Annotated in this window: 17 protein-coding genes and 1 pseudogene; 10 read left to right on the top strand and 8 right to left on the bottom strand. The window is 72.5% G+C overall.

Annotated elements, in window-relative coordinates:
* Positions 1-165: 165 nt before the first annotated feature.
* Complete coding sequence (locus tag B4E97_RS14435; RefSeq protein WP_286960384.1) at positions 166-2,433, bottom strand: ATP-dependent DNA helicase; 2,268 nt, start codon at positions 2,431-2,433, stop codon at positions 166-168.
* Between the two features lie 118 nt (positions 2,434-2,551).
* Here B4E97_RS14435 and B4E97_RS14430 point away from each other — a divergent pair, with 118 nt between their 5' ends.
* The 6 genes and pseudogenes from B4E97_RS14430 (at position 2,552) to B4E97_RS14410 (ending at position 8,161) form a co-directional block, all read left to right on the top strand.
* A complete protein-coding gene (locus tag B4E97_RS14430) occupies positions 2,552-3,532 on the top strand; it encodes a ribose-phosphate diphosphokinase (RefSeq protein WP_286960381.1) in 981 nt (326 codons plus the stop codon).
* 123 nt (positions 3,533-3,655) lie between these two features.
* A complete protein-coding gene (locus B4E97_RS14425) occupies positions 3,656-6,322 on the top strand; it encodes an AMP-binding protein (RefSeq protein WP_029212713.1) in 2,667 nt (888 codons plus the stop codon).
* Between the two features lie 76 nt (positions 6,323-6,398).
* On the top strand, positions 6,399-6,710 hold the full coding sequence (locus tag B4E97_RS19030; RefSeq protein ID WP_349681188.1) for a class I SAM-dependent methyltransferase: 312 nt from the start codon (positions 6,399-6,401) through the stop codon (positions 6,708-6,710).
* Positions 6,711-6,844: 134 nt separating this feature from the next.
* Positions 6,845-7,174 (top strand): hypothetical protein, encoded by a 330-nt coding sequence (locus B4E97_RS19025; RefSeq protein ID WP_349681187.1) that lies wholly within the window; start codon positions 6,845-6,847, stop codon positions 7,172-7,174.
* An 81-nt stretch (positions 7,175-7,255) separates the two neighbouring features.
* Positions 7,256-7,663, top strand: a pseudogene (locus B4E97_RS14415) (VOC family protein); the annotation flags it as partial.
* Between the two features lie 90 nt (positions 7,664-7,753).
* Entirely contained in the window at positions 7,754-8,161 is a 408-nt protein-coding gene (locus tag B4E97_RS14410; RefSeq protein WP_286960593.1) for a GNAT family N-acetyltransferase, read from the top strand.
* Here B4E97_RS14410 and B4E97_RS14405 read toward each other — a convergent pair.
* A complete protein-coding gene (locus B4E97_RS14405) occupies positions 8,119-9,354 on the bottom strand; it encodes a GNAT family N-acetyltransferase (protein ID WP_084412995.1) in 1,236 nt (411 codons plus the stop codon). The genes B4E97_RS14410 and B4E97_RS14405 overlap by 43 nt on opposite strands.
* Positions 9,355-9,359: 5 nt before the next feature.
* The gene (locus B4E97_RS14400; RefSeq protein ID WP_286960378.1) at positions 9,360-10,475 is read right to left on the bottom strand and encodes a GNAT family N-acetyltransferase; all 1,116 of its coding nucleotides are present in this window, start codon (positions 10,473-10,475) and stop codon (positions 9,360-9,362) included.
* Between the two features lie 87 nt (positions 10,476-10,562).
* On the opposite strand from B4E97_RS14400, the gene B4E97_RS14395 reads away from it, so the two are divergent.
* Positions 10,563-11,045, top strand: coding sequence for a peptidase (locus B4E97_RS14395; protein ID WP_286960376.1), 483 nt, complete (start codon positions 10,563-10,565; stop codon positions 11,043-11,045).
* A 77-nt stretch (positions 11,046-11,122) separates the two neighbouring features.
* On the opposite strand, the gene B4E97_RS14390 is transcribed toward B4E97_RS14395, so the two are convergent.
* The 3 genes from B4E97_RS14390 to B4E97_RS14380 all read right to left on the bottom strand — a co-directional run bounded on the left by B4E97_RS14390 (position 11,123) and on the right by B4E97_RS14380 (position 15,249).
* A complete protein-coding gene (locus tag B4E97_RS14390; RefSeq protein ID WP_286960374.1) occupies positions 11,123-12,928 on the bottom strand; it encodes a bifunctional metallophosphatase/5'-nucleotidase in 1,806 nt (601 codons plus the stop codon).
* 178 nt (positions 12,929-13,106) lie between these two features.
* Positions 13,107-14,597, bottom strand: coding sequence for a GTPase HflX (hflX, locus tag B4E97_RS14385; RefSeq protein ID WP_286960371.1), 1,491 nt, complete (start codon positions 14,595-14,597; stop codon positions 13,107-13,109).
* A 205-nt stretch (positions 14,598-14,802) separates the two neighbouring features.
* On the bottom strand, positions 14,803-15,249 hold the full coding sequence (locus B4E97_RS14380) for a MarR family winged helix-turn-helix transcriptional regulator (RefSeq protein ID WP_029212707.1): 447 nt from the start codon (positions 15,247-15,249) through the stop codon (positions 14,803-14,805).
* 65 nt (positions 15,250-15,314) lie between these two features.
* Between B4E97_RS14380 and B4E97_RS14375 the strand changes: the two genes are divergently transcribed.
* Positions 15,315-17,192 (top strand): ABC transporter ATP-binding protein, encoded by a 1,878-nt coding sequence (locus B4E97_RS14375; protein ID WP_414632800.1) that lies wholly within the window; start codon positions 15,315-15,317, stop codon positions 17,190-17,192.
* Between the two features lie 413 nt (positions 17,193-17,605).
* Here the strand turns inward: B4E97_RS14375 and B4E97_RS14370 are convergent, their stop codons facing one another.
* Both B4E97_RS14370 and B4E97_RS14365 read right to left on the bottom strand, forming a co-directional pair.
* Complete coding sequence (locus tag B4E97_RS14370) at positions 17,606-20,008, bottom strand: sodium-translocating pyrophosphatase (RefSeq protein ID WP_239264562.1); 2,403 nt, start codon at positions 20,006-20,008, stop codon at positions 17,606-17,608.
* 113 nt (positions 20,009-20,121) lie between these two features.
* Positions 20,122-21,690 carry an alkaline phosphatase D family protein gene (locus B4E97_RS14365; protein WP_286960367.1) on the bottom strand — a complete coding sequence of 523 codons (1,569 nt, stop codon included), beginning with the start codon at positions 21,688-21,690 and terminating at the stop codon, positions 20,122-20,124.
* A gap of 96 nt (positions 21,691-21,786) precedes the next feature.
* On the opposite strand from B4E97_RS14365, the gene B4E97_RS14360 reads away from it, so the two are divergent.
* Positions 21,787-22,410 (top strand): class I SAM-dependent methyltransferase, encoded by a 624-nt coding sequence (locus tag B4E97_RS14360; RefSeq protein ID WP_286960365.1) that lies wholly within the window; start codon positions 21,787-21,789, stop codon positions 22,408-22,410.
* A 69-nt stretch (positions 22,411-22,479) separates the two neighbouring features.
* Positions 22,480-22,905: an acyl-CoA thioesterase gene (locus tag B4E97_RS14355; protein WP_029212603.1), complete on the top strand. Its 426-nt coding sequence runs from the start codon at positions 22,480-22,482 to the stop codon at positions 22,903-22,905.
* The last annotated feature ends 43 nt before the right edge of the window (positions 22,906-22,948 follow it).

Below are 22,948 nucleotides of genomic sequence, written 5' to 3'. Positions count from 1 at the left end.
GCACGCAGTCGCACCCCGCCGAACGCGTCTCGCCCTGCAGCATGAGACGACCTCGCCACCCGCGCGCAGCCTCACCCCGCCGAACGCGTCTCGCCCTGCAGCATGAGACGGCCTCGCCACGGGGCTGGGTCAGGTGCCGCGCACTGCCGCGCGGCGCAGCGAGGGTCACGCGTCGAAGGTGAAGCCGCTCTGGGGCTGCAGGGAGAGCTTGAGCGTCGCGAGCCGCGCCTCGACCACCTCGGGCTCCAGCTCGAAGTGGTCGGCGAGCTCGTCCAGGGAGAGGCCTGCGTCGATGCCCTCGCGCAGCTCGGTGTCCTCGTCGTCGGTCCACGGGTGGCCGCTCGTGACGGCGGTGCGGGTGGAGGGCGGCGCGGGGTGGGGCTCGGTGGCGGAGGGTCGCGGCGTGGTCGAGACGGCGTCCTCGGTGACCTCGCCCGTCAGGGAGCGCAGCGCCGGCTCGTGCACCGGGGTGACGGGCGCGGCGGTCTCGTCGAGGCGGCGCAGGGCGTTGAGGACGAGCTCACGGTCGGTGGTCGGCCAGAACGGCGGCAGCGACCGCTGCAGGAAGCCGGCGTAGCGCGCGGTGATCATGCGCGAGTCGAGGAAGGCCACGACCCCGCGGTCGTCGCCGCGGCGGATCAGCCGACCGGCGCCCTGGGCGAGGCGCAGCGCGGCGTGGGTCGCCGAGACGGCCATGAAGCCGTTGCCGCCCATGCGCCCGATCGCCTGGGTGCGGGCAGACGCCAGCGGGTCGTCGGGGCGCGGGAACGGGATGCGGTCGATGATCACGACCTGGCAGGCCGTGCCGGGCACGTCGACGCCCTGCCAGAGCGTCATGGTGCCGAACAGCGCGACGCGTGGCTCGCGCGCGAACTGCCGCACGAGAGTCGTGGTCTGGTCCTCGCCCTGGCACAGGACCTCGATGTCGGTGCCGTCCGCCGCGAACCGCTCGCGCAGCGCCTCGGTCGCCGCCTGCGCGGCCCGCATGGACGAGAACAGCCCGAGCGCCCGGCCACCCGAGGCCCGCACGAGCGCCTCGATCTCGTCGAGGGTCTGGTCCGCCGTGCCGTCCCGCCCGGGCGGGGGCAGGTGCTTGGCGACATACGCGATCGCCTGCTTGGGGTAGTCGAAGGGAGAGCCGACGTCGAGGCCGGTGTAGCCGGGCGCGCCGTCGCCGCGCAGGCCCAGCGTCCCCGCGACCGCGTCGAACGTGCCGCCGAGCTCCAGGGTCGCGGAGGTCATCACGACGGTCCGCTCGCCGAACAGCTTGTCCCGCAGCAGCATCGCCACGCTCATGGGCGCGACGCGCAGCACTCCCCCGCGCCGCGGGTCCTTGGACAGCCACACGACGTCGAGCTCGCGCCCCTCGAGGATCCGCTCGGCGGTGTCGAAGGTCTCGTCGACGGCGGCCTGGGCCACCTTGCGGGCACCGGCGTCCGGACCGTCCTCCTGACCCTTGTCAGGCTTGAGCTCCGTCAGCACCGAGCGGGCGGTGTCTCGCACGCGGGACAGCGCCTGGATCAACGACTGCGGCGGATCCGTCAGACGCCCCTCCTCGAGCGACTCGACGACCTCGCTCAGGATGTCGCCGGCCTCCGCGAGCGCCGAGGCGTCGGCGAGCTTGCCGCAGCGGCGGGAGGCCGCGGCGATCATGCCGGCGCTCAGCTCGTCGGTGACCGTCGCCGTGACGCGGTCCACGAGCTCGTGCGCCTCGTCGACGACCAGGACGTCGTGCTCGGGCAGCATCATCCGCCCCTCGAAGGCGTCGATCGCCATGAAGGAGTGGTTGGTCACGACCACGTCGACGTCCTTGGCGGCCTCGCGCGCCCGCTCCACGAAGCACTCCGCACGCTGGGGGCACTTGGTGCCGAGGCACTCCTGCGCACTCACGCTGACCTGGCGCCACGCCCGCTCGCTGACGCCGGGCACCAGCTCGTCGCGGTCGCCGGAGACGGTGTGCTCGGCCCAGCTGCGCAGCCGCAGGACCTCCTGCCCGAGGCGTCCGACGCCCGCGTCGACGGCGCCGACACCGAGCAGGGAGTCCGCGTCGTCGTCCGGCATACCGCCGTCGAGCTTGTGCAGGCAGACATAGTTGCGACGGCCCTTGACCAGCGCGTATGACGGCCGCCTGCCCGCCAGCGGGGTGACCGCCTGGGCGAGGCGGGGCAGGTCGCGGTCGACGATCTGGGCCTGCAGGGCCAGCGTCGCGGTGGCGACCACGACCGGCTTGTCGCTGCTCAGGGCGTGCAGCAGGCTCGGCACGAGATAGGCCAGGGACTTGCCGGTGCCCGTGCCGGCCTGGACCAGCAGGTGCTCGTCCCGGTCGATCGCGTCGGACACGGCCTGCGCCATCTGCACCTGGCCGGGGCGGGTGCTGCCACCGACCCCTCCGACGGCAGCGTCGAGGTAGCGATCAAGGTCTGGGTGCGGCACGCCGCAACCCTATGGCACCGGTGTGACAGACCCCCGCCACGCGTTGGCGCGCCGGGGCCGCGCGGCGTCGATATGCTGGCCGCAGCCCGCTCCCCTCGTCCCCTCGAAGGTGCCCCTCGTGCGTGACATCGTGGTCTTCTCCGGCAGCGCCCACCCCGAGCTCGCCCGACGGATCTGCGACGAGCTGGGGGTCCCGTTGTCGGGGGTCGACATCGTCCGGTTCAGCAACGACTGCCTGCAGGTGCAGCTGCTGGAGAACTGCCGGCAGAAGGACGTCTACCTCATCCAGCCGTTGGTGCCGCCGACCCAGGAGCACCTCTTCGAGCTGCTGCTGATGATCGACGCGGCCCGCGGCGCCTCCGCCGCCTCGATCACCGCCGTCATGCCCCACTTCGCCTACGCCCGGTCGGACAAGAAGGACGCCTCGCGCATCTCCTTCGGCGGCCGCATGGTGGCCGACCTGATCCAGACGGCCGGCGCCCACCGCGTCCTCACCATGACCTTGCACGCGCCGCAGGTGCACGGCTTCTTCTCGGTGCCGGTCGACCACCTGACGGCGACCGGTGTGCTGGCCGACCACTTCCGCGAGCGGGACCTGAGCAACCACGTCGTGGTCTCCCCCGACTTCGGCAACGCCAAGACCGCCTCCCTGCTGGCGCGGCTGCTGGGACTGCCCGTCGCGGCCGGGTCCAAGCAGCGCAAGGGCGACGACAAGGTCGAGATCGACATGATCGTCGGTGACGTCGACGGCAAGACGGCGATCGTCCTCGATGACGAGATCGCGACCGGCGGGTCCATCGTCGAGCTGCTCGACAAGCTGCAGGAGGTCGGGTGCCAGCAGGCGGCCGTGGCCTGCACCCACGGACTGTTCACCGGCAGGGCCGTCGAGCGGCTGCGGGGCCACCCGATGATCAGCGAGGTCGTCACCACCGACACCGTGCCGTCGCCGCAGGGCTGGCCGGAGCTCAAGGTCTGCTCGACGGCTGACCTGTTCGCCGAGGCCATCGCCCGCATCCACGCGGGGGCCTCGATCTCGAGCCTGTTCGACGGGGTCGACCCGGCGTACGCCCCGCCCCAGATGAGGCTCGACTTCTCCTGACAGCCGGCCTCCTGACGCTGGCTGTCTGGCTCGTGTCCTGGTGACGCGGCCCACGACCGACACGTACCGTGACCCTGGGGGTGGCCTGAGACCGATCAGGCCGCAGGATCGGTGGGGGCATCAATGAGCGAGAGCGTCTGGACAGAGCTGTCCGAGTCCGACGTGGACGACGGGGTGCTGCCACGGTTCCGGCGGGTGACATCGACGCGACCCGACGCCGTCGCCGTGTCCGACGAGGACACGTCCCTGACCTACGGCCAGGTCGCTGCGAGGGCGGCCGGCGTCCTGCGCGGGATCCGCCAGGCGCTCGACGCGCTCGACCCGCCCCCGGCACGTCACGGCGAGGACGCCTTCGGCGCCGCCGCGACCGTCGCCATGTGCTGCGACCACACCGTCGATGCCGTGGTGACGCTGCTGGCCGTGGTCGCCTCGGGGCACCCGGTGCTCGTGCTGGACCCCCGCACGCCCGGCCCCCGCCAGGCCCAGCTGGTCGAGCGCGCCGGTGCACGACTGCTCGTCACCGACCCGGCCAACGAGCGACTCGCGTCCGAGCTGCACGTCGTCCCCCTCTCGGTCCGCGGCCTCGAACCCGCCGATCCCCAGATCCTGTGGGGTGACCCACCGTCACCGACCTCCGTAGCAGCCCTCGCCTTCACGTCCGGGTCCACGGGCACGCCCAAGCCCGTCGCCAACGACCACCGCCTGCTCGTCCGCGACGCCTGGAACAGCTCGATCGCCACCGGCTGCTACTCCTCGGCCGACACCATCGCGCACACCCTGCCCATCGCCTTCCACGCCGGCCTGACCACGACCCTGCACGGCCTGCTCGTCGGAGCGCGGATGCGGTTGTACGACGCCCGCAGCCGCGGGATCGCCGGTCTGCCCGCCGTCATCGCCGAGCACGGCTGCACGCTCATGATCACCAGCCCCGCGATCCTGCGCGGCTTCGTCGCCACCGCGCCCGACCCGGCGATGCTCGCGACGCTGCGCAGCCTCACGGTGGCCGGCGAGGCGTCATACGGCCGGGACGTCGAGGCGGTGCGCCCGCTGCTGCCGGCCGGCTGCCTCGTGCGCAACCGCTACGGCTCGTCGGAGACGGGCCTGATCGCCGAGTACGTCGTCGGCCCCGAGCACCCGCCCCTGGACGGCCCGCTCCCGGCCGGCCGCGGGGTCGGCCGGACCGTGCTGAGCGTCATGGACGAGCACGGCACCCCGGCGGCACCCTGGGCCACGGGTCGGCTCGTCGTCACGGCGCCGCAGGTCGCGACCGGCTACTGGCAGCTCCCCGAGGCCACGGCCGAGGCCTTCGCGGACCTCGCGGACGGCACGCGCCGCTACCGCACCAGCGACCTCGGCCGCGTCCTGCCCGACGGCGCGATCCAGATCGTGGGGCGGGCCGACCACAGCGTCAAGGTGCGCGGCTACCTCGTCGACCCCGGCGAGGTGGACGCCGCGCTGTTCACGCTCGACGACGTCCGTGAGGCCGTCGTGGTCAGCGGCCCGCGCCCGGGCGACGGTCGGACCAGGCTGGTGGCGTATGTCGTCCACCGCCGTCTCCCGGCGCCCCCGACCGGTGCCGGGCTCCCCGGCGCGGAGCTGCCCGACCCGGGGCTCGAGGCGGCGTGGCGGCAGGCCCTGCGCGGGCAGCTGCCGGCCCACATGATCCCCGAGGCCTTCGTGCTCGTTGGCGCGCTGCCCCGCAACGACCGCGGCAAGATCGACCGCGCCGCCCTGCCCGAGGCACCGGAGCGGGAGCTGTCCGGGGCCCACACCTCCCGCTGGGAGGCGCTGGTCGCCGAGCAGTGGGCGGCCGCGCTGGAGCACGACGGCCCGTTGCGGCCCGACTCCGACTTCTTCGCCCTGGGCGGGGACTCGCTGGCCGCCGAGGCGCTCATGGCGCGGCTGGTGTCCGAGCTCGGCGTCGACCCCGACCGGGCCCGCACCACCGTCCTCGCGCAGGCTCCCGTGCTCGCCGACTTCGCCGAGGCGGTCCGCGGCACGGGGGCCGGTCCCGACCACTGCCTGGTCCCACTCGTGACCGGAGCGGGCGCCGGCCCCGCCGGTGCGGCTGAGGGTGCCGAGGCCGCGGCAAACGACGCCGGGTGCCGGCCTGCTGAGCGTCCGGTGTTCCTCCTCGCCGGCGCGGGAGGCATCGGCATCGCGCTGCGACCCATCGCCCTGCGACTCGGCGGGCGGCCGGCATACGCGCTCCAGAATCCCGTGCTCGAGGCCCGTGGCCTGCCCGACCTGACCCTGCGCCGCCTCGCCCGGCGCTACGTCAAGGTCGTGCGGCGGGTGCAGCCCGAGGGGCCCTACCTGCTGGCGGGGCACAGCTTCGGCGGGCTCGTGGCCTTCGAGATGTGCCACCAGCTGCGCGCCGTCGGGCAGGACGCCCGGCTGGCGATCATCGACTCCTTCCCGCCCGAGCCGTCGCTGCACCCCGAGCCCGAGGAAGGCACCTCGCCCCCGGCGCGCGCCCGCTCGCTGGTCCGCCTCGTCCGCGCCTCGCTGCGCGACACCACCGGGGCCACGGACGCGTGGCGGTTCTTCCTGCAGTCCGACGCGCTTGCGCGCGCCTATCGCTCCCAGCCGTGGCCCGGCGAGACCCTCGTGCTCGTGGCGCAGTCCCCCGAGAAGGACGCCCGCTCCCGGTGGGCCCCGCACCTCATCGGCCCGCACCACCAGGTCGAGATCAGCGGTGACCACTTCACGCTGCTGCGCGAGCCCTGGGCCGAGGAGGTCGCGGCGCACCTGCGGACCTTCTTCGGCGAACCGGCCGCGTCGACCTGACGTCTGCTGTCGCCCGCAAAGCAGTCGCCCGCAAACCAGTGGCCGGCACGCCTCGGGCCCGGGCAGGCTGGGCGCCATGCCCCATGACGTGACAGCGCTCGACCACCTGACCCAGGAGCAGCTGTGGGACGCCCGCGCCGCAGCGACCTACGACACCCCGGGCACCGGCATGGAGGCGCCCGAGGTCCTCGGCCCCACCGTCGACCGCCTCGCCGAGCTGGCCGAGAACGGCCGCGCCCTCGAGCTCGCCGTCGGGACCGGGCGGGTCGCCATACCGCTGGGGCGGCGCCGGATCGAGGTGAGCGGCATCGAGATCAGCCGGCCGATGATCGACCGGCTGCGCGAGAAGGCGAGCCCCGAGGAGCTCCCGTCACGCAGGGCGACATAGCGCGCACCCGTGTCCCGGGCGAGTTCTCGCTCGTCTACCTGGTCTTCAACACCATCGGCAACCTGCTGACCCAGGACGCGCAGGTCGAGTGCTTCCGCAACGCCGCCGCCCACCTGCGGCCGGGTGGGAGGTTCGTGATCGAGCTGTGGGTGCCGCAGCTGCAGCAGATGGCGCCCGGCCTGCCCGCGATCGTCGGTGCGGTGGAGGACGGCTACATCCTCGTCGACACCCTCGACATCGCCACGCAGCGCCTGGTGTCGCACCACTTCACCTTCGGCGAAGGGCGCTCGGCGACGGTCGGCCGCACGCCGCACCGCTACGTCTGGCCGTCGGAGCTGGACCTGATGGCCCGCCTCGCCGGTTTCGAGCCGGAGTCCCGCCACGCCGACTGGCAGGGCACGCCGTTCACCTCCGCGTCGACGTCCCACGTCTCGGTCTATCGCAAGGCCGCCGACGGTCGATGAGCCCCGACAGGCCACCTGACGTGATGCGACCCGTCGGGGCGCAGCTGTGCACGCGCGATCGGCGCGACGGACAATCAGGTCATGAGTCAGAACCCGTCCGTGCTGCACACCGTGCTCGACGCGGTGGACATCCGAGCCCTGGCGGAGTTCTACCGCCGGCTGCTCGGGCTGGTCTACCGGCCCGGCGACGAGCCGCCGGGGGACCCGGCGCCCGACGACGGAGACTGGCTGGTGCTGACCCGGCCGGACGGCACGCGGACGCTGGCCTTCCAGCACGTGGAGCACCTCGAGCGGACCACGTGGCCGGCGCCGGACGTCCCGATGCAGCTGCACCTGGACCTCACCGTCCCTGACCTGGCAGCGCTGGGGGAGCACCACGCTCGCGCCCTGGCGCTCGGTGCACGCCTGCTCCTCGACCGGTCCGACGACCCCGACGAGCCGCTCTACGTCTATGCCGATCCCGCGGGGCACCCCTTCTGCCTCTTCGTCGCCGAACCTGCGACCGAGGACCTCGACCACCTCGTCGTCGACGGCCGCGACCTCACGGTCCAGCGGGCCGGGCTCGCCGACGTCCCGGCCATCGTCGGCCTCCTGCGCGACGACCCCCTCGGAGCAGAGCGGGAGGTCGAGGACCCGGAGCCGTATGTCGCAGCGTTCCACCGCATCGACAGCGACCGGTCGCACCTGCTCGTGGTGGTCCGCGACGCGGGCGGCGAGGTGGTGGGCACCATGCAGCTCACCCTCCTGCCCGGGCTGTCCCGCTCGGCCGCGACCAGGTTGCAGGTCGAGGGCGTCCGAGTCTCCCCGTCGGAGCGTGGATCCGGCCTCGGCGCAGCGATGTTCGCGTGGGCCCACGCCTGGGGCCACGAGCGTGGCGCGTCGCTCGCTCAGCTCACGACCGATCTCTCGCGCGCGGACGCCCACCGTTTCTACGAGCGGCTCGGCTACGTCGCGACCCACGCCGGGCTCAAGCGCCCACTCGACTGAGGCTCGCCACCGCGCTCCGGGTGAGCCCCTCCGTGTCGGTCGCGGCGTTCGTCAGGCGGGGAGTCGGGCCACCATTGCCATACCCAGTGAGTGCTCCTCTGATGGGCGCGCCACTCATCGGCGGTGATCTCGTGGGTCACCTCGCCCTCCTCCGCGCCCGGCAACGGCTCGTCCCACGTCCGGACCTCGGTGCTCACGTGCCGCATCCCGAGCCTGCGCATCACCCCGCGTGACCCGGTGTTGACGGCCATCGTCTCGGCCCAGATCCGGCGCAGCCCGACGGTCTCGAAGCCGTGGCGCACCAGCGCCAGGGCCCCCTCGGTCGCGAGGCCCTGGCGCCAGTGACGCCGCTCGAGCCGCCACCCGATCTCCGCGGCGTCCGGATGCAGGGCGGAGCCCGGCTCGGAGTCGCTGCGACCGAGGTCCCACCAGCCGAGGAAGTCGTCAGTCCCGAAGCCGACCCACCACCCCAGACCCAGCGTGTCCCCGCTCGTATCGGCGCACCGCGGCCCCCAGAAGTCGTCGATCTCCTGCGGCGTCCGCGCGCGCCCCAGCAGGTGGCGCATTGCCTCCGGGTCGGAGTCCAGGCGGTGCAGGAGGGGCAGGTGCTCGATCGTCATGGGGCGCAAGGTGATCCGGTCCGTCGTGACGACCGGTCGCCCCCGCGGGCCGGGTGTCAGGCCCGGCGTCAGGTGCTTGACCATCGCCTGACGCGGCCATCGGTCCAGGCCCAGGCTCCGCTCGTGCTGCCGCGCAGCAGCCAGCCCCCGACCGTGCGACGACTCGGGCAGCACCCGCCACCCCAGCCGCTCGTAGTACGGGCCGTTCCACGGCACGTCGCGATAGGTGGTCAGTGTCATGTCCTCGTGCCCCGCGGTCCGGGCCCACGCCTCGGCCGTCTCGAGCAGCCGCGCCCCGAGCCCGTGCCCGGCGTGGTCGGGGTGGACGCTGAGCTGACCGACGTGCGGCCGGCCGTCGACCGGCTCGACCCGCACGAAACCCACCGGGAGGTCACCCTCGTCCACCGCCACCCACAGCGTGCCCGCGGCCAGAGCCGGCTCGAAGGCCTCCGGCGGGTCCGGAGGCATGTCCGCCACCAGGTCCATCCCGGCGCCGCGGAAGTGCACGCCACCAGAGGCGTCCAGGGCGGGCAGGTGCATCAGGTCGTCGAGGCGTCCCGCGCGAATCGCCATACGGCTCACAACGATCCCTCCGCCACCAACGGTGCGCCGGTCACCGACCTGGCCATCCACACGCTGTCACGGCGGTCGTCGGCACTCACCCAGATCGACCGCGGCGCGCGCCCCACCTCGACCCACCCCATCGATCCGTAGAACCGGCCGAGCCCCAGCCCGCTGCGATAGACGAGATCGACCTGCTCCACCCCGGGCAGCGACCGCGCCACGGCGTGGAGCCCACCCAGAGCGACCCGGCCGAGGTTGCGACCCCGCACGTCCGGGTCGACCATGAACCTCTGCAGGGTGGCCGTATGACGAAAGAGCCCGTCATCGCTGCGGATCCACCAGCCGAAGGCCAGCAGCCGCCCACCGCGGTCGCTCATGATCCCGAGGGTCCGGCGGTCGTCGTCGGTGCGCTCCAGTGCCTCGTCGAGCCGCTCCGCCACGTCCGCGCGAGGTGCGTCCCGGGTGAAGCCCACCGCTCCCCCGGCCACGTTGACCGCGCACCACAGGTCGAGCATCTGGTCCCGCAGCCCAGCACCCACGGAGCGCTCGTCAGCACCGGCGACCTGCACCTGCGGCAGCCACCACGCCCGCGACGGCCCCAGCTCGACGGGATCGCCGGGGATCACGTGCGGATCGCCGCGCAGCAGCCCCGCCGAGGCCGCCGTGCGCCCCGACGCGGCGTTGTCGTCGCGCGCCACGGCCCGCACCGTCCACCCCGGCAGCCATTCCGCGGCCCAGGCCGTCACCGCTCGCGCCGCCTCGCGTCCCAGGCCCTGGCCGTGGCACTCCAGGGCGAAGCGGTAGTAGAGGTTGGCGACCCCCTCCTTGTCGTGCGGGAGGGGGCGCACCCCCGCCATCCCGAGCAGGCGCCCCGACGGGCGGTCCTCGACCACCCAGTAGCCGAATCCGTCGGTCTCCCAGGCCTCGACCCAGGTCTGCAGGCCCACGAGGTTGGTTGTCCGGTCGGTCGTGACGGCCCATGGCGCGTGGCGAAAGAGGCGCTCGTCGGAGTGCAGCGCGTGGTGGAAGGCCGCGTCCTCGATCCGCGGGGGCCGCAGCCGCAGGCGCGAGGTCTCGACGGTCGTCGGAGCGTCTGCGGGGACGGCACGGTGGGGCGGGGCGGTGGCCATGAGCCCGACGTTAGCCGTACCCTCCGACAGGCCCCCACCCGATTACCGCGCCGTCGACCCCGAGGCCTCCAGCAGATACCGTATGCCGTGACCGTGGACCACCCCGGCGGCACGTCCCGGTTCGACGTCACGCACGACGCCCTGGTCATGGTGGCCACCCTCGGCGGTCATCTGCACGCCTACCTCGGCGGCGAGGGCTGCCGCGCCCAGAGCCTCGCGTTCACCACGCGGGAGCCGCGCCGCACCCTGGAGGGTCGGGTCGACGTGCCGGAGGCGGTCGACGAGGGGGACTGGGAGGGCACCGAGTGGACGGAGGAACGGCTGGCGGCCCTGGCTGAGCGGATCCCTTTGGGCGAGTGCAGGATCACGGTCGCCCACGACCTCGCCCCGCTGGTCGACGGCGGGGAGCTGGACTTCGGGGAGCACCTGCAGATGGAACGCTTCGTCTGGTCCCGGCTCGCCGGGGACGCCGGCCGAGACGGGCGCCGCTGCACCTGCCTGCGCAGCATCGGCACCCCGCGGGGCAAGCGCGCGACCTGCCTGGACGACGCGCGGCAGGGCCTCACCTGACCGTCAACCCGACGAGACCTGCCCCCCCCTGCCAGGACGGACCGGCCCCTTCCGGGGGCCGGCCCGCCTCACTCCGCTCAGGGAACCAACGGCACGCCGCCCGCGGTGAGGCGCCAGCTCGGGACGAAGAAGTCGGCGGGGTCGATCACGCCCTTGGCGGCGGCCCAGTCGATCAGGAGCTGGCGGATCTCCTTCTGCTGGTTGTAGATCACCGGCGCGGTCGAGATCCCCGGGAAGTTCCCGCCGCCCGAGCGTCGGTAGTTGTTGACGGCCACGGCGAACTGGTCGGTGTCGGCGACCGGGGTGCCGTCGGTGCGGCGCAGCCCGGTGATGCGCGACCCCACCGGCCGGGACGGGTCGATGTCGTAGGAGACCCCGGAGACGATGTCGTAGTTGTAGTCGGGGGTGCCACCTGCCCCCGTCATGGTGGCGGGGTCGAAGGTGCCTCCGGCCGGCACCGGCGCGAAGTACCCCGCGGAGTGCTCGAGGTAGGCCTTGACCTGGGCCCCGGACAGCTGGACCGCCTCGAGGGTGTTGTCGTAGATGTAGAGCCCCGCGATGTCGCGGATCGTCACGTCGCCCTGCGGGAACACCGCGGTCCGGCTGAACGGCGCGGCGATCGACAGCACGGGCAGCGCGGCCTGCGGCGTCCCGGCCAGGCCGCGTCGCACCTCGTCGGTCTGGACCTGCTGGATGAAGTCGATGATCGCCGTGTCCTTGTAGCGCGACTCCACCGCGGACAGCTCCTGGGAGGACCGCGCCACGACCTGGTTCACATAGGCGACGGTCGCGTTGTGATAGGGCTGGACGGCCTTGACGACCCGGGGGTTCGGCGCAAAGTCCTTGCCGCGCAAGGAGGTCGCGGCGCTGGAGGCCACGGCCCACCGGCCGCGCTCCTTGACCAGCCGCAGGTCGACCTGCGACACGGACGCCGCCCAGCGATAGGGCTGCGTCAGCAGCACCTCCCGTCCGGTGACCTCGTTGACGATGCGCTTCTGGGGGACGTCCCGGTGGCTGTGCCCGGCCACGACCACGTCGATCCCGGGCACCTCGCGAGCGATGACGTCGGAGACGTTCTCCGGCGGCAGCTCGGGGCCGTATGACGACGTCCCGCCCTCGCCCGAGTGCGACAGCACGACGACGACGTCGGCCCCCTTGCGGCGCATCTCGGGGACGTACTTCTTGGCCGCGGTCACCATGTCGCCGAACCGCAGGCGCCCGTTGACGTTGGCCTTGTCCCAGATCGCCGACCCGGGCGTGGTGAGGCCGAGGATGCCCACCTCGACGGGCTTGTGACCGGCGACGTGGCGGTTGACGAGGGTGTAGGGCTTGAGGCCGAGGACGCCCGGCTGCTCGTCCGTCACGTTGGCGCCGAGGAGGGGGAAGCGCAGCTGCGAGCGGTAGGTGCGCAGCAGGTCCAGCCCGTAGTTGAACTCGTGGTTGCCGACGACCTGGGCGTCGTAGCCGATGGCGTTGTAGGCGGCGGCCATCGGGTGGGTGAGGCCGGACCGGGTGACAGGGTCCTTGGAGCCGTAGAGATAGGTCATCGGCGTGCCCTGGAGAGCGTCACCGTTGTCGACCACGATCGTGCTCTCGGCGCCTTTGGCCGCCCGGACCTGGTCGATGGCGGTGGCGACCCGGGCGAGGCCGACCGACTCGCCCGACCTCTCGGCATACGGCGCATTCTTGAAGTAGTCCCAGTCCATGACGTTGCCGTGCACGTCGGTGGTGGCGAGGACGGTGAGGTCGAGCGCCTTGTCCTTGCCCCTCCCCTTGCCGGGGTGGTCGCCGCCGGGCGCGGCCGTGGCCGGGGACAGTGGCGCCAGGCCGACGAGGGCGAGGGCGACGGTGCCGATGATCGAGGTACGACGAGCAGGCGACATGACGGGGAGGACCTCCGACGTTGGGGGCGTGATGGTCGGAGCCTAGGACGAAACGGCGGGCCACGGGCACCTGGGGGGTGCGGGGGTTCGGGGGTGCCGGGGTTCGGAGGTATGACGAGGCCCCGGTCACCGCAGGACGGTGATCGGGGCCTCGATGCTGCAGGGGCTGACGCCGGGCTCAGCGCGAGGCGGCGGCCTGCACGGCATACGGTGTGAGCTCCCCGGCCAGCCGCGGGTGCACCATCGCGTGGACGAGCGTGCCCTCGGGCGTGTGCTCCTCGGTGACGACCTCGCCGTCGGCGTGGAGGCGGCTGACCAGGTCGCCGCGGTCGTAGGGCAGCAGCACGTCGACCGGGATCTCGGGCTGCGGGAGCTCCTCGGCGATGAGCCGGCGCAGCTCGTCGACGCCCTCGCCCGTGCGGGCCGACACGACGATCGAGTGCTTCTCGTTGGCCCGCAGGCGCATCAGCACCTCGGGGTCGGCGAGGTCGGCCTTGTTGATGACGATGACCTCCTTGAGGCGGTCACCGCCCACCTCGGCCATGACCGCGCGCACCGCGCTGATCTGCCCCTCGGGGTCGGGGTGCGAGCCGTCGACGACGTGCAGGAGCAGGTCCGACTCGCCGACCTCCTCGAGCGTGGAGCGGAAGGCCTCGACCAGCTGGTGGGGCAGCGCCCGCACGAAGCCCACCGTGTCGGCCAGGGTGTAGGGCCGCCCGTCCGGGGTCTCGGCGCGGCGCACCGTCGGGTCCAGCGTCGCGAAGAGCTGGTTCTGCACGAGCACACCCGCGCCGGTGAGGCGGTTGAGCAACGAGGACTTGCCGGCGTTGGTGTAGCCGGCGATCGCCACGCTGGGGATCTCGTTGGCCTTGCGGCTGGAGCGCTTGGCGTCGCGGCCGGTCTTCATGCGGCGGATCTCGCGCTTGAGCTGCGCGATCTTGGTGTTGATGCGGCGCCGGTCGAGCTCGATCTTGGTCTCACCCGGACCGCGGGAGCCGATGCCGACACCACCGGCGGCCTGGCCACCGGCCTGGCGGGACATCGACTCGCCCCAGCCGCGCAGGCGCGGCAGGAGGTACTGCAGCTGGGCCAGCTCGACCTGCGCCTTGCCCTCGCGGGACTTGGCGTGCTGGGCGAAGATGTCGAGGATCAGCGCGGTCCGGTCGATGACCTTGACCTTGACGATGTCCTCGAGGGCGCGGCGCTGGCTGGGCGTGAGCTCACCGTCGCAGATGACGGTGTCGGCGCCCTCGGCGACCACGATGTCGTGCAGCTCGGCCGCCTTGCCGCTGCCGAGGAAGGTGCCGGCGTCGGGGCGCTGACGACGCTGGATCACGCCGTCCAGGACGGTCGAGCCGGCGGTCTCGGCGAGCGCCGCGAGCTCGCGGATCGAGTTCTCGGCATCGGTCGCGGTGCCCTCGGTCCAGACGCCGGCGAGGACGACGCGCTCCAGGCGCAGCTGGCGGTACTCGACCTCGGTGACGTCCTCGAGCTCGGTCGAGAGGCCACCGACGCGCCGCAGGGCGGTGCGCTCCTCGCGGTCGAACTGGTCGCCGTCGTAGCCGTGGTCGCTCTCGTCGTCGAGCTGGGACCGGTCGAACGGTGCGTCCTCGTCAGCGAGCGCCTCGGCGCGGGACTGGAAGAGGTCGAAGTGTGGAGTAGAAGTCATATCCCCTCAAGGGTCGCACGGGCCACACCTGGGCGGCGAGCCAATAACTGCAACGTCCGACAGCCCTGCCGTATGCCGCGCCCGACGCGATCCGGGGTCCGGGCAACGGGCGATGGGACGACGACCCGAACTGAGCTCCCAGCTCAGTGTGTGCCGCCCACGAGCCCGCGAACGGCCACCAGACGACCCTTACTGAGCCCCCAGCTCAGGGCGTGTCGTCGGGCGAGGCGCCGAGCAGGCGCACGAGGAGGGTGCGCAGCTGCTCCTGGTCGGCGACGGACAGGGACCCGACGTAGGACCCGACCTGGCTCGCCCGGTCGGCCTCGATGCGCGCTCGCACGGCCCGGCCCTGCTCGGTGAGCTCGACCACGGTGGCCCGGCGGTCGGTGGGGCTCGGGGCTCGTCGCAGCAGACCCGCACCCTCGAGGGCGTCGATGACCTCGGTGGCCGAGCGCGGCGCGATGCCCAGCCGCTCGGCGATGACGGAGGGCCGCACCTCGCACTCCCCCTCGAGCCGCGACACGGTCCCGAGGGCCCGCGACTGGTGCGGGGTGATGCCGTACGGCTCGAGCGCGGCGACCTTGAGGCGGCGCATCTCGCGACCGGCCTGCATGAGCAGCGAGGGCAGGTCGGCATCGGGGCGGTTCGTCATACGGCCATCTTGCCATGCCACCTCATAGTGAGGTAACCTCACCATATCACCTCACGAAGGACGTGATCATCACGACAGTCTCCCCCGACCTCGGCGGCCCGGGCCCGGCTCCCGGCCGCGGCAACCGCGCCGGCCTGCGCGTCAGCAAGGCCGACCTCGCCCAGCTCGACGAGCACCCCGTCCCCCTCTCGCGCGTCGCGCGACTCTTCGCCCCGCACGCGCTGCCCATGGCCGTCGTGCTCGGGCTCATCATCCTCACCGCGATCATCGGCCTCGCCCCGCCGTTCCTGACCAAGGCCCTCATCGACGACGCCATCCCCCACCAGGACGTCCCGCTCCTGCTCAGGCTCGTCGGCGGCATCCTCGCCGTCACCGTCGTGACCCAGCTCTTCGGCGTCGTGCAGACCTGGCTCGCGACCCGCACCGGCCAGCGCGTCATGCACACGCTGCGCACCGACCTGTTCGCGCACCTGCAGCGCCAGCCCCTCGGGTTCTTCACCCGCACGCGCGGCGGCGAGCTGCAGAGCCGGCTCACCAACGACATCAACGGCATGCAGGGCGTGGTCACCGACTCGGCCACCTCGATCGCGAGCAACGTCACGACCGCGATCGGCACCGCCGTGGCCATGGCGGCCCTGTCCTGGCGCCTGTCACTGATCAGCCTGGTCGTCCTGCCGCCCGCCATCTGGCTGAGCCGCCGGGTCGCCCGCCTGCGCCGCAGCGTCCAGACCCGCGCCCAGCGCACGCTCGCCGACATGCAGACCCAGATCGAGGAGTCCCTGTCCATCAACGGGGTCGTGCTCGCCAAGACGATGGGCGCGGGTCCCGCTCTGTCGCAGCGGTTCTCGCGGTCCTCCGAGACGCTGACCGAGCTCGAGCTGCAGTCCCAGATGGCAGGCCGGTGGCGCATGGGGACGATGTCCATCATCTTCGCCGCCATCCCGGCGCTCATCTATCTCGCCGCCGGTCTGCCCGCGACCGGGCAGGGCATGTCGATCGGCACGCTCGTGGCGTTCACCGGGCTGCAGGCCGGGCTCTTCCGCCCCCTCATGGGAGTGCTCAACGTCGGCATCCAGCTCACGACGAGCAAGGCGCTGTTCAGCCGCATCTTCGAGTACCTCGACCTCCCCGCGACCATCACCGACCCGGAGCACCCGGTCCCCCTCGACCCCGAGCAGGCCCGCGGCGAGGTGCGCTTCGAGGGAGTGACGCTGCGCTATCCCGGCGCCGACCGGGACGCCCTCCACGAGGTCGACCTCACCGTCCCCGCCGGCTCCACCGTCGCCCTGGTCGGCGCCACGGGGTCCGGCAAGTCGACGCTCGCGGCCCTGGTCAGCCGGCTGCACGACCCCGACGCGGGACGCGTGACCATCGACGGCGTCGACCTGCGTCAGCTCCGTCTCGACACCGTGACCGGGATCGTCGGCACGGTCAGCCAGGACCCTTACCTGCTGCACGCGTCCATCGCCGACAACCTCCGGTATGCCCGACCCGGCGCCACCGACGAGGAGGTCGTCGCGGCCGCCGGCGCGGCGCAGGTCCACGACCTGATCGCCTCCCTCCCCGACGGCTACGACACCGTCGTCGGCGCCCGCGGCTACCGCTTCTCCGGCGGCGAGAAGCAGCGGATCGCGCTGGCCCGCACCATCCTTCGCGACCCGCGCGTCCTGGTCCTCGACGAGGCCACCAGCGCGCTCGACAACCGCACCGAGCGCGCCGTCCAGGAGGCACTGGACCACCTGAGCCGCGGCCGCACCACGATCACGATCGCCCACCGCCTCTCGACGGTGCGCGACGCCGACCAGATCGTCGTGCTCGACCACGGCCGCGTGGTCGAGGTCGGCACCCACGACCAGCTCCTCGCCCTCGAGGGCCGGTATGCCGGCCTCGTGGCAGCCCAGGAGCGCTCGACCGACGCCCTGCTGGCGACCGCGGTTAGGTGACACGCGACCGGCGCGAGCTGGGCTGGGCTGGGCTGGGCTGATCAGTCCCGTCGGCCGAAGAGTGCGCGTGACGCTACCGCCTCGTGCATCTCGTCGACGGTGACGACCTGGTCGTCCTGCAGGCTCGCTTCCACTACAGCTGACAGGTGGGCCGCTCGACCAACGGCTCAAACTGAGCTCCCGGCTCACGAAGCGCCGCCCACGCGCCCCGCAACGCCCACCAGACGACCCAAACTGAGCTCCCAGCTCACGAAGCGCCGCCCACGCGCCCCGCAACGCCCACCAGACGACCCAAACTGAGCTCTCGGCTCACGAAGCGCCGCCCACGCGCCCCCCGCGCCACGATCGTGAGGGTTTGGTCCAAGATTCTTGGACGAAACCCTCACGATCTTGGGGCGGGGGCGGGGGCGGGGTCAGTCGAGGTCCCGGACCTTGTCCAGGTGCGGGTGCTCGCCTCGGGCGGGCAGGTCCGGCGAGGGGCCGACGAGGTGCTCGACCTCCGGCAGGGCGTCGTCGACGCGGCGTCGGGACACGAGGATCGCGGCGGCGATGATCGCCAGGGCGAGGAGGGCGATGCCCGCGCGGAGCCACGGTGAGGCTCCGGCGCCGACCGACATCTGCACGACGGCGGGGGCGATGAGCACGGCGACGAGGTTCATCACCTTGATCAGCGGGTTGATGGCCGGGCCGGCGGTGTCCTTGAACGGGTCGCCGACCGTGTCGCCGATGACCGTGGCGGCGTGGGCGTCGGAGCCCTTGCCGCCGTGGGCGCCGTCCTCGACGAGCTTCTTGGCGTTGTCCCACGAGCCGCCCGCGTTGGCCAGGAAGACCGCCATCAGCACGCCAGCTCCGATCGCGCCGGCGAGGAAGCCCGCGAGGGCGCCGAAGCCCAGCCCGAAGCCGACCATGATCGGGGCCAGGGCCGCGAGCAGTCCGGGAGTCGCCAGCTCTCGCAACGAGTCTCGGGTGCAGATGTCGACGACGCGGGCGTACTCCGGAAGCTCGGTGCCGTCCATGATCCCCGGGTGCTCGCGGAACTGGCGACGCACCTCGAGGACGATGGCGCCGGCGGCGCGCGTGACGGCGTCGATCGCGAGGCCGGAGAAGAGGAAGACCACCGCCGCGCCCAGGATCAGCCCGACGAGCACGTTGGGCGAGGTCACGGCATACCCGCTGACCGCCTCGGAGGTGTCGCGCCCGGCCTCGGCGAGGGCCGTGATGACGGCGTCGTTGTAGGAGCCGAACAGCGCCGTCGCGGCCAGCACCGCCGTCGCGATGGCGATGCCCTTGGTGATCGCCTTGGTGGTGTTGCCCACCGCGTCCAGGTCGGTGAGGACCTGCGCGCCGGCCTCGTCGACGTCGCCGGACATCTCGGCGATGCCCTGGGCGTTGTCGCTGACGGGACCGAAGGTGTCCATCGCCACGATGACGCCGACGGTGGTGAGCAGACCGCAGCCGGCCAGGGCGATGAGGAACAGCGACACGATGACCGAGCCGCCACCGAGCAGGTAGGCGAGGTAGACCGCACCCGCGATGACCGTGGCGGTGTAGACCGCGGACTCCAGACCGACGCCGATGCCGGACAGGATGACGGTGGCCGCGCCGGTGACGGACGTGCGGGCGACGTTGCGCGTGGGCTCGGACTCGGTGTCGGTGTAGTGGCCGGTGATCTTGAGGATCACGGCAGCGAGGATGATGCCCAGCAGCACGGCGCCGATGGCCAGCAGGCGCGGGTCGCGGTCGATGCCGGCGGCCTCGGCGCCCCGCAGCTCGGCGAACGTGCCGGGGAGGTAGACGAACGCGGCGATCGAGCACAGCACGGCGGACACGACGGCGGCGATGGCGAAGCCGCGGTTGATCGCGGTGAGCCCGCTCTCGCCGGGGCGCGAGCGGGTGACGTAGATGCCGAGGACGGCCGTCAGCACGCCGATGGCCGGCACGATCAGCGGGAAGACGAGGCCCTGCTCGCCGAAGGCGGCCTTGCCGAGGATGAGGGCCGCGACGAGGGTCACGGCGTAGGACTCGAACAGGTCGGCCGCCATGCCGGCGCAGTCACCGACGTTGTCGCCCACGTTGTCGGCGATCGTCGCGGCGTTGCGGGGGTCGTCCTCGGGGATGCCCTGCTCGACCTTGCCGACCAGGTCGGCGCCGACGTCCGCGGCCTTGGTGAAGATGCCGCCGCCGACGCGCATGAACATCGCGAGCAGCGCCGCCCCGAAACCGAATCCCTCGAGCACCGCGGGCGCCTCGGCGCGATAGATCAGCACCACCACGCTCGCCCCGAGGAGGCCGAGACCCACGGTCGCCATACCGACCGCTCCCCCGGTGCGCACCGCGAGGGTGAACCCGGGCGCCCGATGGCCGTCGCGGGCCGCCGCGGCGACGCGGACGTTGGCCTGGACGGCGAGGGTCATGCCGAGGTAGCCGATGAACGCCGAGAACAACGCGCCCACCACGAAGAAGAGGCTCCGTCCGATCCGGACGGAGCCGTCGTCGGCCGGCAGGAGGAACAGCAGGGCGAACACCACGAGGACGAAGATCGCCAGGGTGCGCAGCTGCCGGTTGAGGTAGGCGCTCGCGCCCTCCTGGATGGCGGCGGCCACCCGCTGCATCCCCGGTGTCCCCGTGTCGGCACGCAGCACCTGCGAGCGCAGCACCGTGCCCACCACGAGAGCCAGCAGCGAGACCGCCGCGATCACCGCGACGATCGTGATGCTCCCCCCGGACACGGGGACGTGGTCCCCGGCGGCCTGGATCGGTCGGGTGGTGGGAAGGCTGGTGGCTGGCAGCTGGGTGATGGCGACGAGAGCTCGCATCCGTCCTCCTTGACGTGCGGCTACGGACGGTGAGCACCGCCCTCAGGTGGCTCGCAGTCTAGGGTGGTGCGACCCACATGACCAGGGGGCCTCGACGGCGCGTCGTGAGGGCGTCAGTGTCCCTGCGGCGCAAGCTCCTTGGTGTAGAGCACCTGGCCGAGCCCGTTGCGCAGGCTCACCGTCATCGTGCCCGCGCGATCGACCTCGGTGTAGCCGAAGAACATCGCGCGCTGGTCCCGCGGTGACTGGTTGGCGTGGCGCGGCACCCCCTGGAAGAGCACCTGCGGCCCGAAGGTCGCGTCCATCTGGTTGGGGCCGAACCCGCCCGCGCTGATCGGGCCGGCGACGAACTCGTGGAAGCCGTCGAAGTCGGTGAAGGCCGCCTTGGCCGGGTCGTAGTAGTGCGCCGCGCAGTAGTGCACGTCGGCCGTGAACCACACGACCCCGCGGATCTTGCGGCGCTTGATCTCGCTGAGGAGGTAGGCGAGCTCCAGCTCGCGGCCCAGCGGTGCACCCGGATCGCGGTTGGCGATCGCCTCGATGTCGGTGCCGTCCGGCACGATGATGCCGATCGGCATGTCGGCGGCGATGACCTTCCACGTCGCCCGGGAGCGCTGCAGCTCGCGCAGCAGCCAGTCGACCTGCTCGGTGCCGAGGAAGGCCGTCCGTTGCTTCTCCAGCGAGGGGGTGTTGGCGCCGCGGTAGGTCCGCATGTCCAGGCTGAACACGTCCAGGTGGGCGCCGCGCTCGACCTTGCGGTAGACGCGGGGAGCCTGTCCCAGGTCGCGCACCCCGCGGCCGTGCCGGTCGGCGATCGGCATGAACTCGAAGAAGGCCTGGCGGGCGCGGGTCGCGAGCACGTCCACGCGCCGCTCACGGGCGTAGCGCGGGTCGTCGAGCACCTCGCCGGGGTACCAGTTGTTGGTGGTCTCGTGGTCGTCCCACTGGCTGATGACCGGGACGTCGGCGTACATGCCGCGCAGGTTCTTGTCCATGAGGTTGTAGCGGTAGCGCCCCCGGAACTCGTCCAGCGACTCCGCGACCTTGGCCACCTGCGGGGTGACCACGTTGCGCCATACCTGGCCGTCCGGCTCGACGACCCGCTCCTGGATCGGGCCGTCGGCATAGATGTTGTCGCCGGAGTGGATGAGGAAGTCCGGGCGCAGCTCGTGCATGGCGCGGTAGGCGACCATCCCGCCGAGGTCGGGGTTGATGCCCCAGCCCTGGCCCGCCGTGTCGCCGGTCCACACGAAGCTCGTCGGTGCGTCGTGGACGGCGGCGGTGCTGAGGTGCCCGACGCCCACCTCGCCCCGGTGCCCGTCGAGGTCCTCGAACTGCACGCGGTACTCGTAGTCGCGGCCGGGCGCGAGGCCCTTGAGCTCGAGCTTGGCCGTGAGGTCGCTGCGCGGCGTCGCCCAGGGTCCGGCCAGCTCGCGCCAGGAGCCTCGACGACCGCCCGAGGTCAGGCGCACGACCATGCGGCCGGGACGGTCGGACCGCGACCACACCACGGCGGAGCGGGAAGTGACGTCGCCCGCCTGCACCCCGCTCGGCAGCGTGCTGCGCCCACGGACGAGTGCGGGGCTGCCGCCGGCCGCCACGGAGGTCGACTGACCGAGGGCGACGAGGCCGGCGCCGCCGAGGGCGCCGGTGAGCAGGGAACGGCGAGAGACGTTGGCCATGACGGCGACTCTGCGCCTCTCGGGTGAACGGGCGGGGTGCGCCCGGGTGACGGTCCGGCAAACCATGCCGTATGCCGCGGGCTAGGGTCTGACGTGATGAACGAGCAGCAGGAGCACTACTTCACGTCGAGCGAGCCGGCGACCGAGGCCGAGCGCCGGTCGATCCGCCTCCGCCTGGCCGACCGCACCGTGGACGTCGAGACCGCCCCCGGCACCTTCTCCCCCGACGGCCTCGACAAGGGCACCGCCGTGCTGCTCGCGGAGGCACCACCGCCGCCGGCCGCCGGCACCTTCCTCGACCTCGGCTGCGGCTGGGGGCCGATCGCCCTGGCGCTGGCGCTGCGCTCCCCCGACGCCACGATCCACGCGGTCGACGTCAACGAGCGCTCCCTGGACCTCACCCGCCGCAACGCGGAGTCGTTGGGCTGCACCGGGATCCGCGCGATGACGGCGGAGGAGGTGCCGGCGGGCACGGCATACGACCTGATCTGGTCCAACCCCCCGATCCGGGTCGGCAAGGCCGTGCTCCACGACCTCATGCGCACGTGGCTGCCGCGGCTCGCGCCGGACGGGCACGCCTATCTCGTCGTGCAGAAGAACCTCGGCTCGGACTCGCTGCAGGCCTGGATCGAGCGCGAGCTGGGTCCAGGGCTGCAGGTCGAGCGGTTCACGAGTGCCAGGGGATTCCGGGTCCTGCACGTCCGGAGGGTCGCGGGCTAGACCGGCCTAGACTGGGTCCCCGTGACGATCGACGACAACGCCCACGACGGCCAGGGACAGCTCGAGGACATGCGCTTCCACTCGCGCAAGTGGGTCAAGCCCGAGGACCTCAACGCCAACCACACGCTCTTCGGCGGGAGCCTGCTGCGGTGGATTGACGAGGAGGCCGCGATCTACGCGATCATCCAGCTCGGCAACGAGCGCACGGTCACGAAGTACATGTCGGAGATCAACTTCGTCTCCAGCGCGCGACAGGGCGACATCATCGAGATGGGCCTGCTGCCGACCCGCTGGGGCCGCTCCTCCCTGACGCTGCGCTGCGAGGTGCGCAACGTGTTCACCGGCAAGAGCATCATCACGATCGACGAGATCGTCATGGTGGCCCTGGACGACGAGGGCAACCCGAGGCCGCACGGTTACGACTCCATCACCTTCGACCGCGACCGGGTGCCCGCGCGGCTGCGCATCGAGCGAGTCGAGCCACCAGTCCGCTGAGGGGTCACCTCCCGACGCCGAGTCCGCCGAGTGGTCACGTCCC

Source organism: Arsenicicoccus sp. UBA7492, from assembly GCF_002479615.1.
Lineage (GTDB): Bacteria > Actinomycetota > Actinomycetes > Actinomycetales > Dermatophilaceae > Arsenicicoccus > Arsenicicoccus bolidensis.
Note: the sequence above shows the minus strand (reverse complement) of the source record. Positions and strands in the feature narration are given on the sequence as shown.

Coding starts and splice junctions, on each gene's coding strand:
- B4E97_RS14425 (WP_029212713.1), top strand. CDS start 3,656: ATGAGCGAGAGCGTCTGGACAGAGCTGTCCGAGTCCGACGTGGACGAC.
- B4E97_RS19030 (WP_349681188.1), top strand. CDS start 6,399: ATGCCCCATGACGTGACAGCGCTCGACCACCTGACCCAGGAGCAGCTG.
- B4E97_RS14405 (WP_084412995.1), bottom strand. CDS start 9,354: ATGGCGATTCGCGCGGGACGCCTCGACGACCTGATGCACCTGCCCGCC.
- B4E97_RS14400 (WP_286960378.1), bottom strand. CDS start 10,475: ATGGCCACCGCCCCGCCCCACCGTGCCGTCCCCGCAGACGCTCCGACG.
- B4E97_RS14390 (WP_286960374.1), bottom strand. CDS start 12,928: ATGTCGCCTGCTCGTCGTACCTCGATCATCGGCACCGTCGCCCTCGCC.
- hflX (WP_286960371.1), bottom strand. CDS start 14,597: ATGACTTCTACTCCACACTTCGACCTCTTCCAGTCCCGCGCCGAGGCG.
- B4E97_RS14380 (WP_029212707.1), bottom strand. CDS start 15,249: ATGACGAACCGCCCCGATGCCGACCTGCCCTCGCTGCTCATGCAGGCC.
- B4E97_RS14370 (WP_239264562.1), bottom strand. CDS start 20,008: ATGCGAGCTCTCGTCGCCATCACCCAGCTGCCAGCCACCAGCCTTCCC.
- B4E97_RS14365 (WP_286960367.1), bottom strand. CDS start 21,690: ATGGCCAACGTCTCTCGCCGTTCCCTGCTCACCGGCGCCCTCGGCGGC.
- B4E97_RS14360 (WP_286960365.1), top strand. CDS start 21,787: ATGAACGAGCAGCAGGAGCACTACTTCACGTCGAGCGAGCCGGCGACC.
- B4E97_RS14355 (WP_029212603.1), top strand. CDS start 22,480: ATGCGCTTCCACTCGCGCAAGTGGGTCAAGCCCGAGGACCTCAACGCC.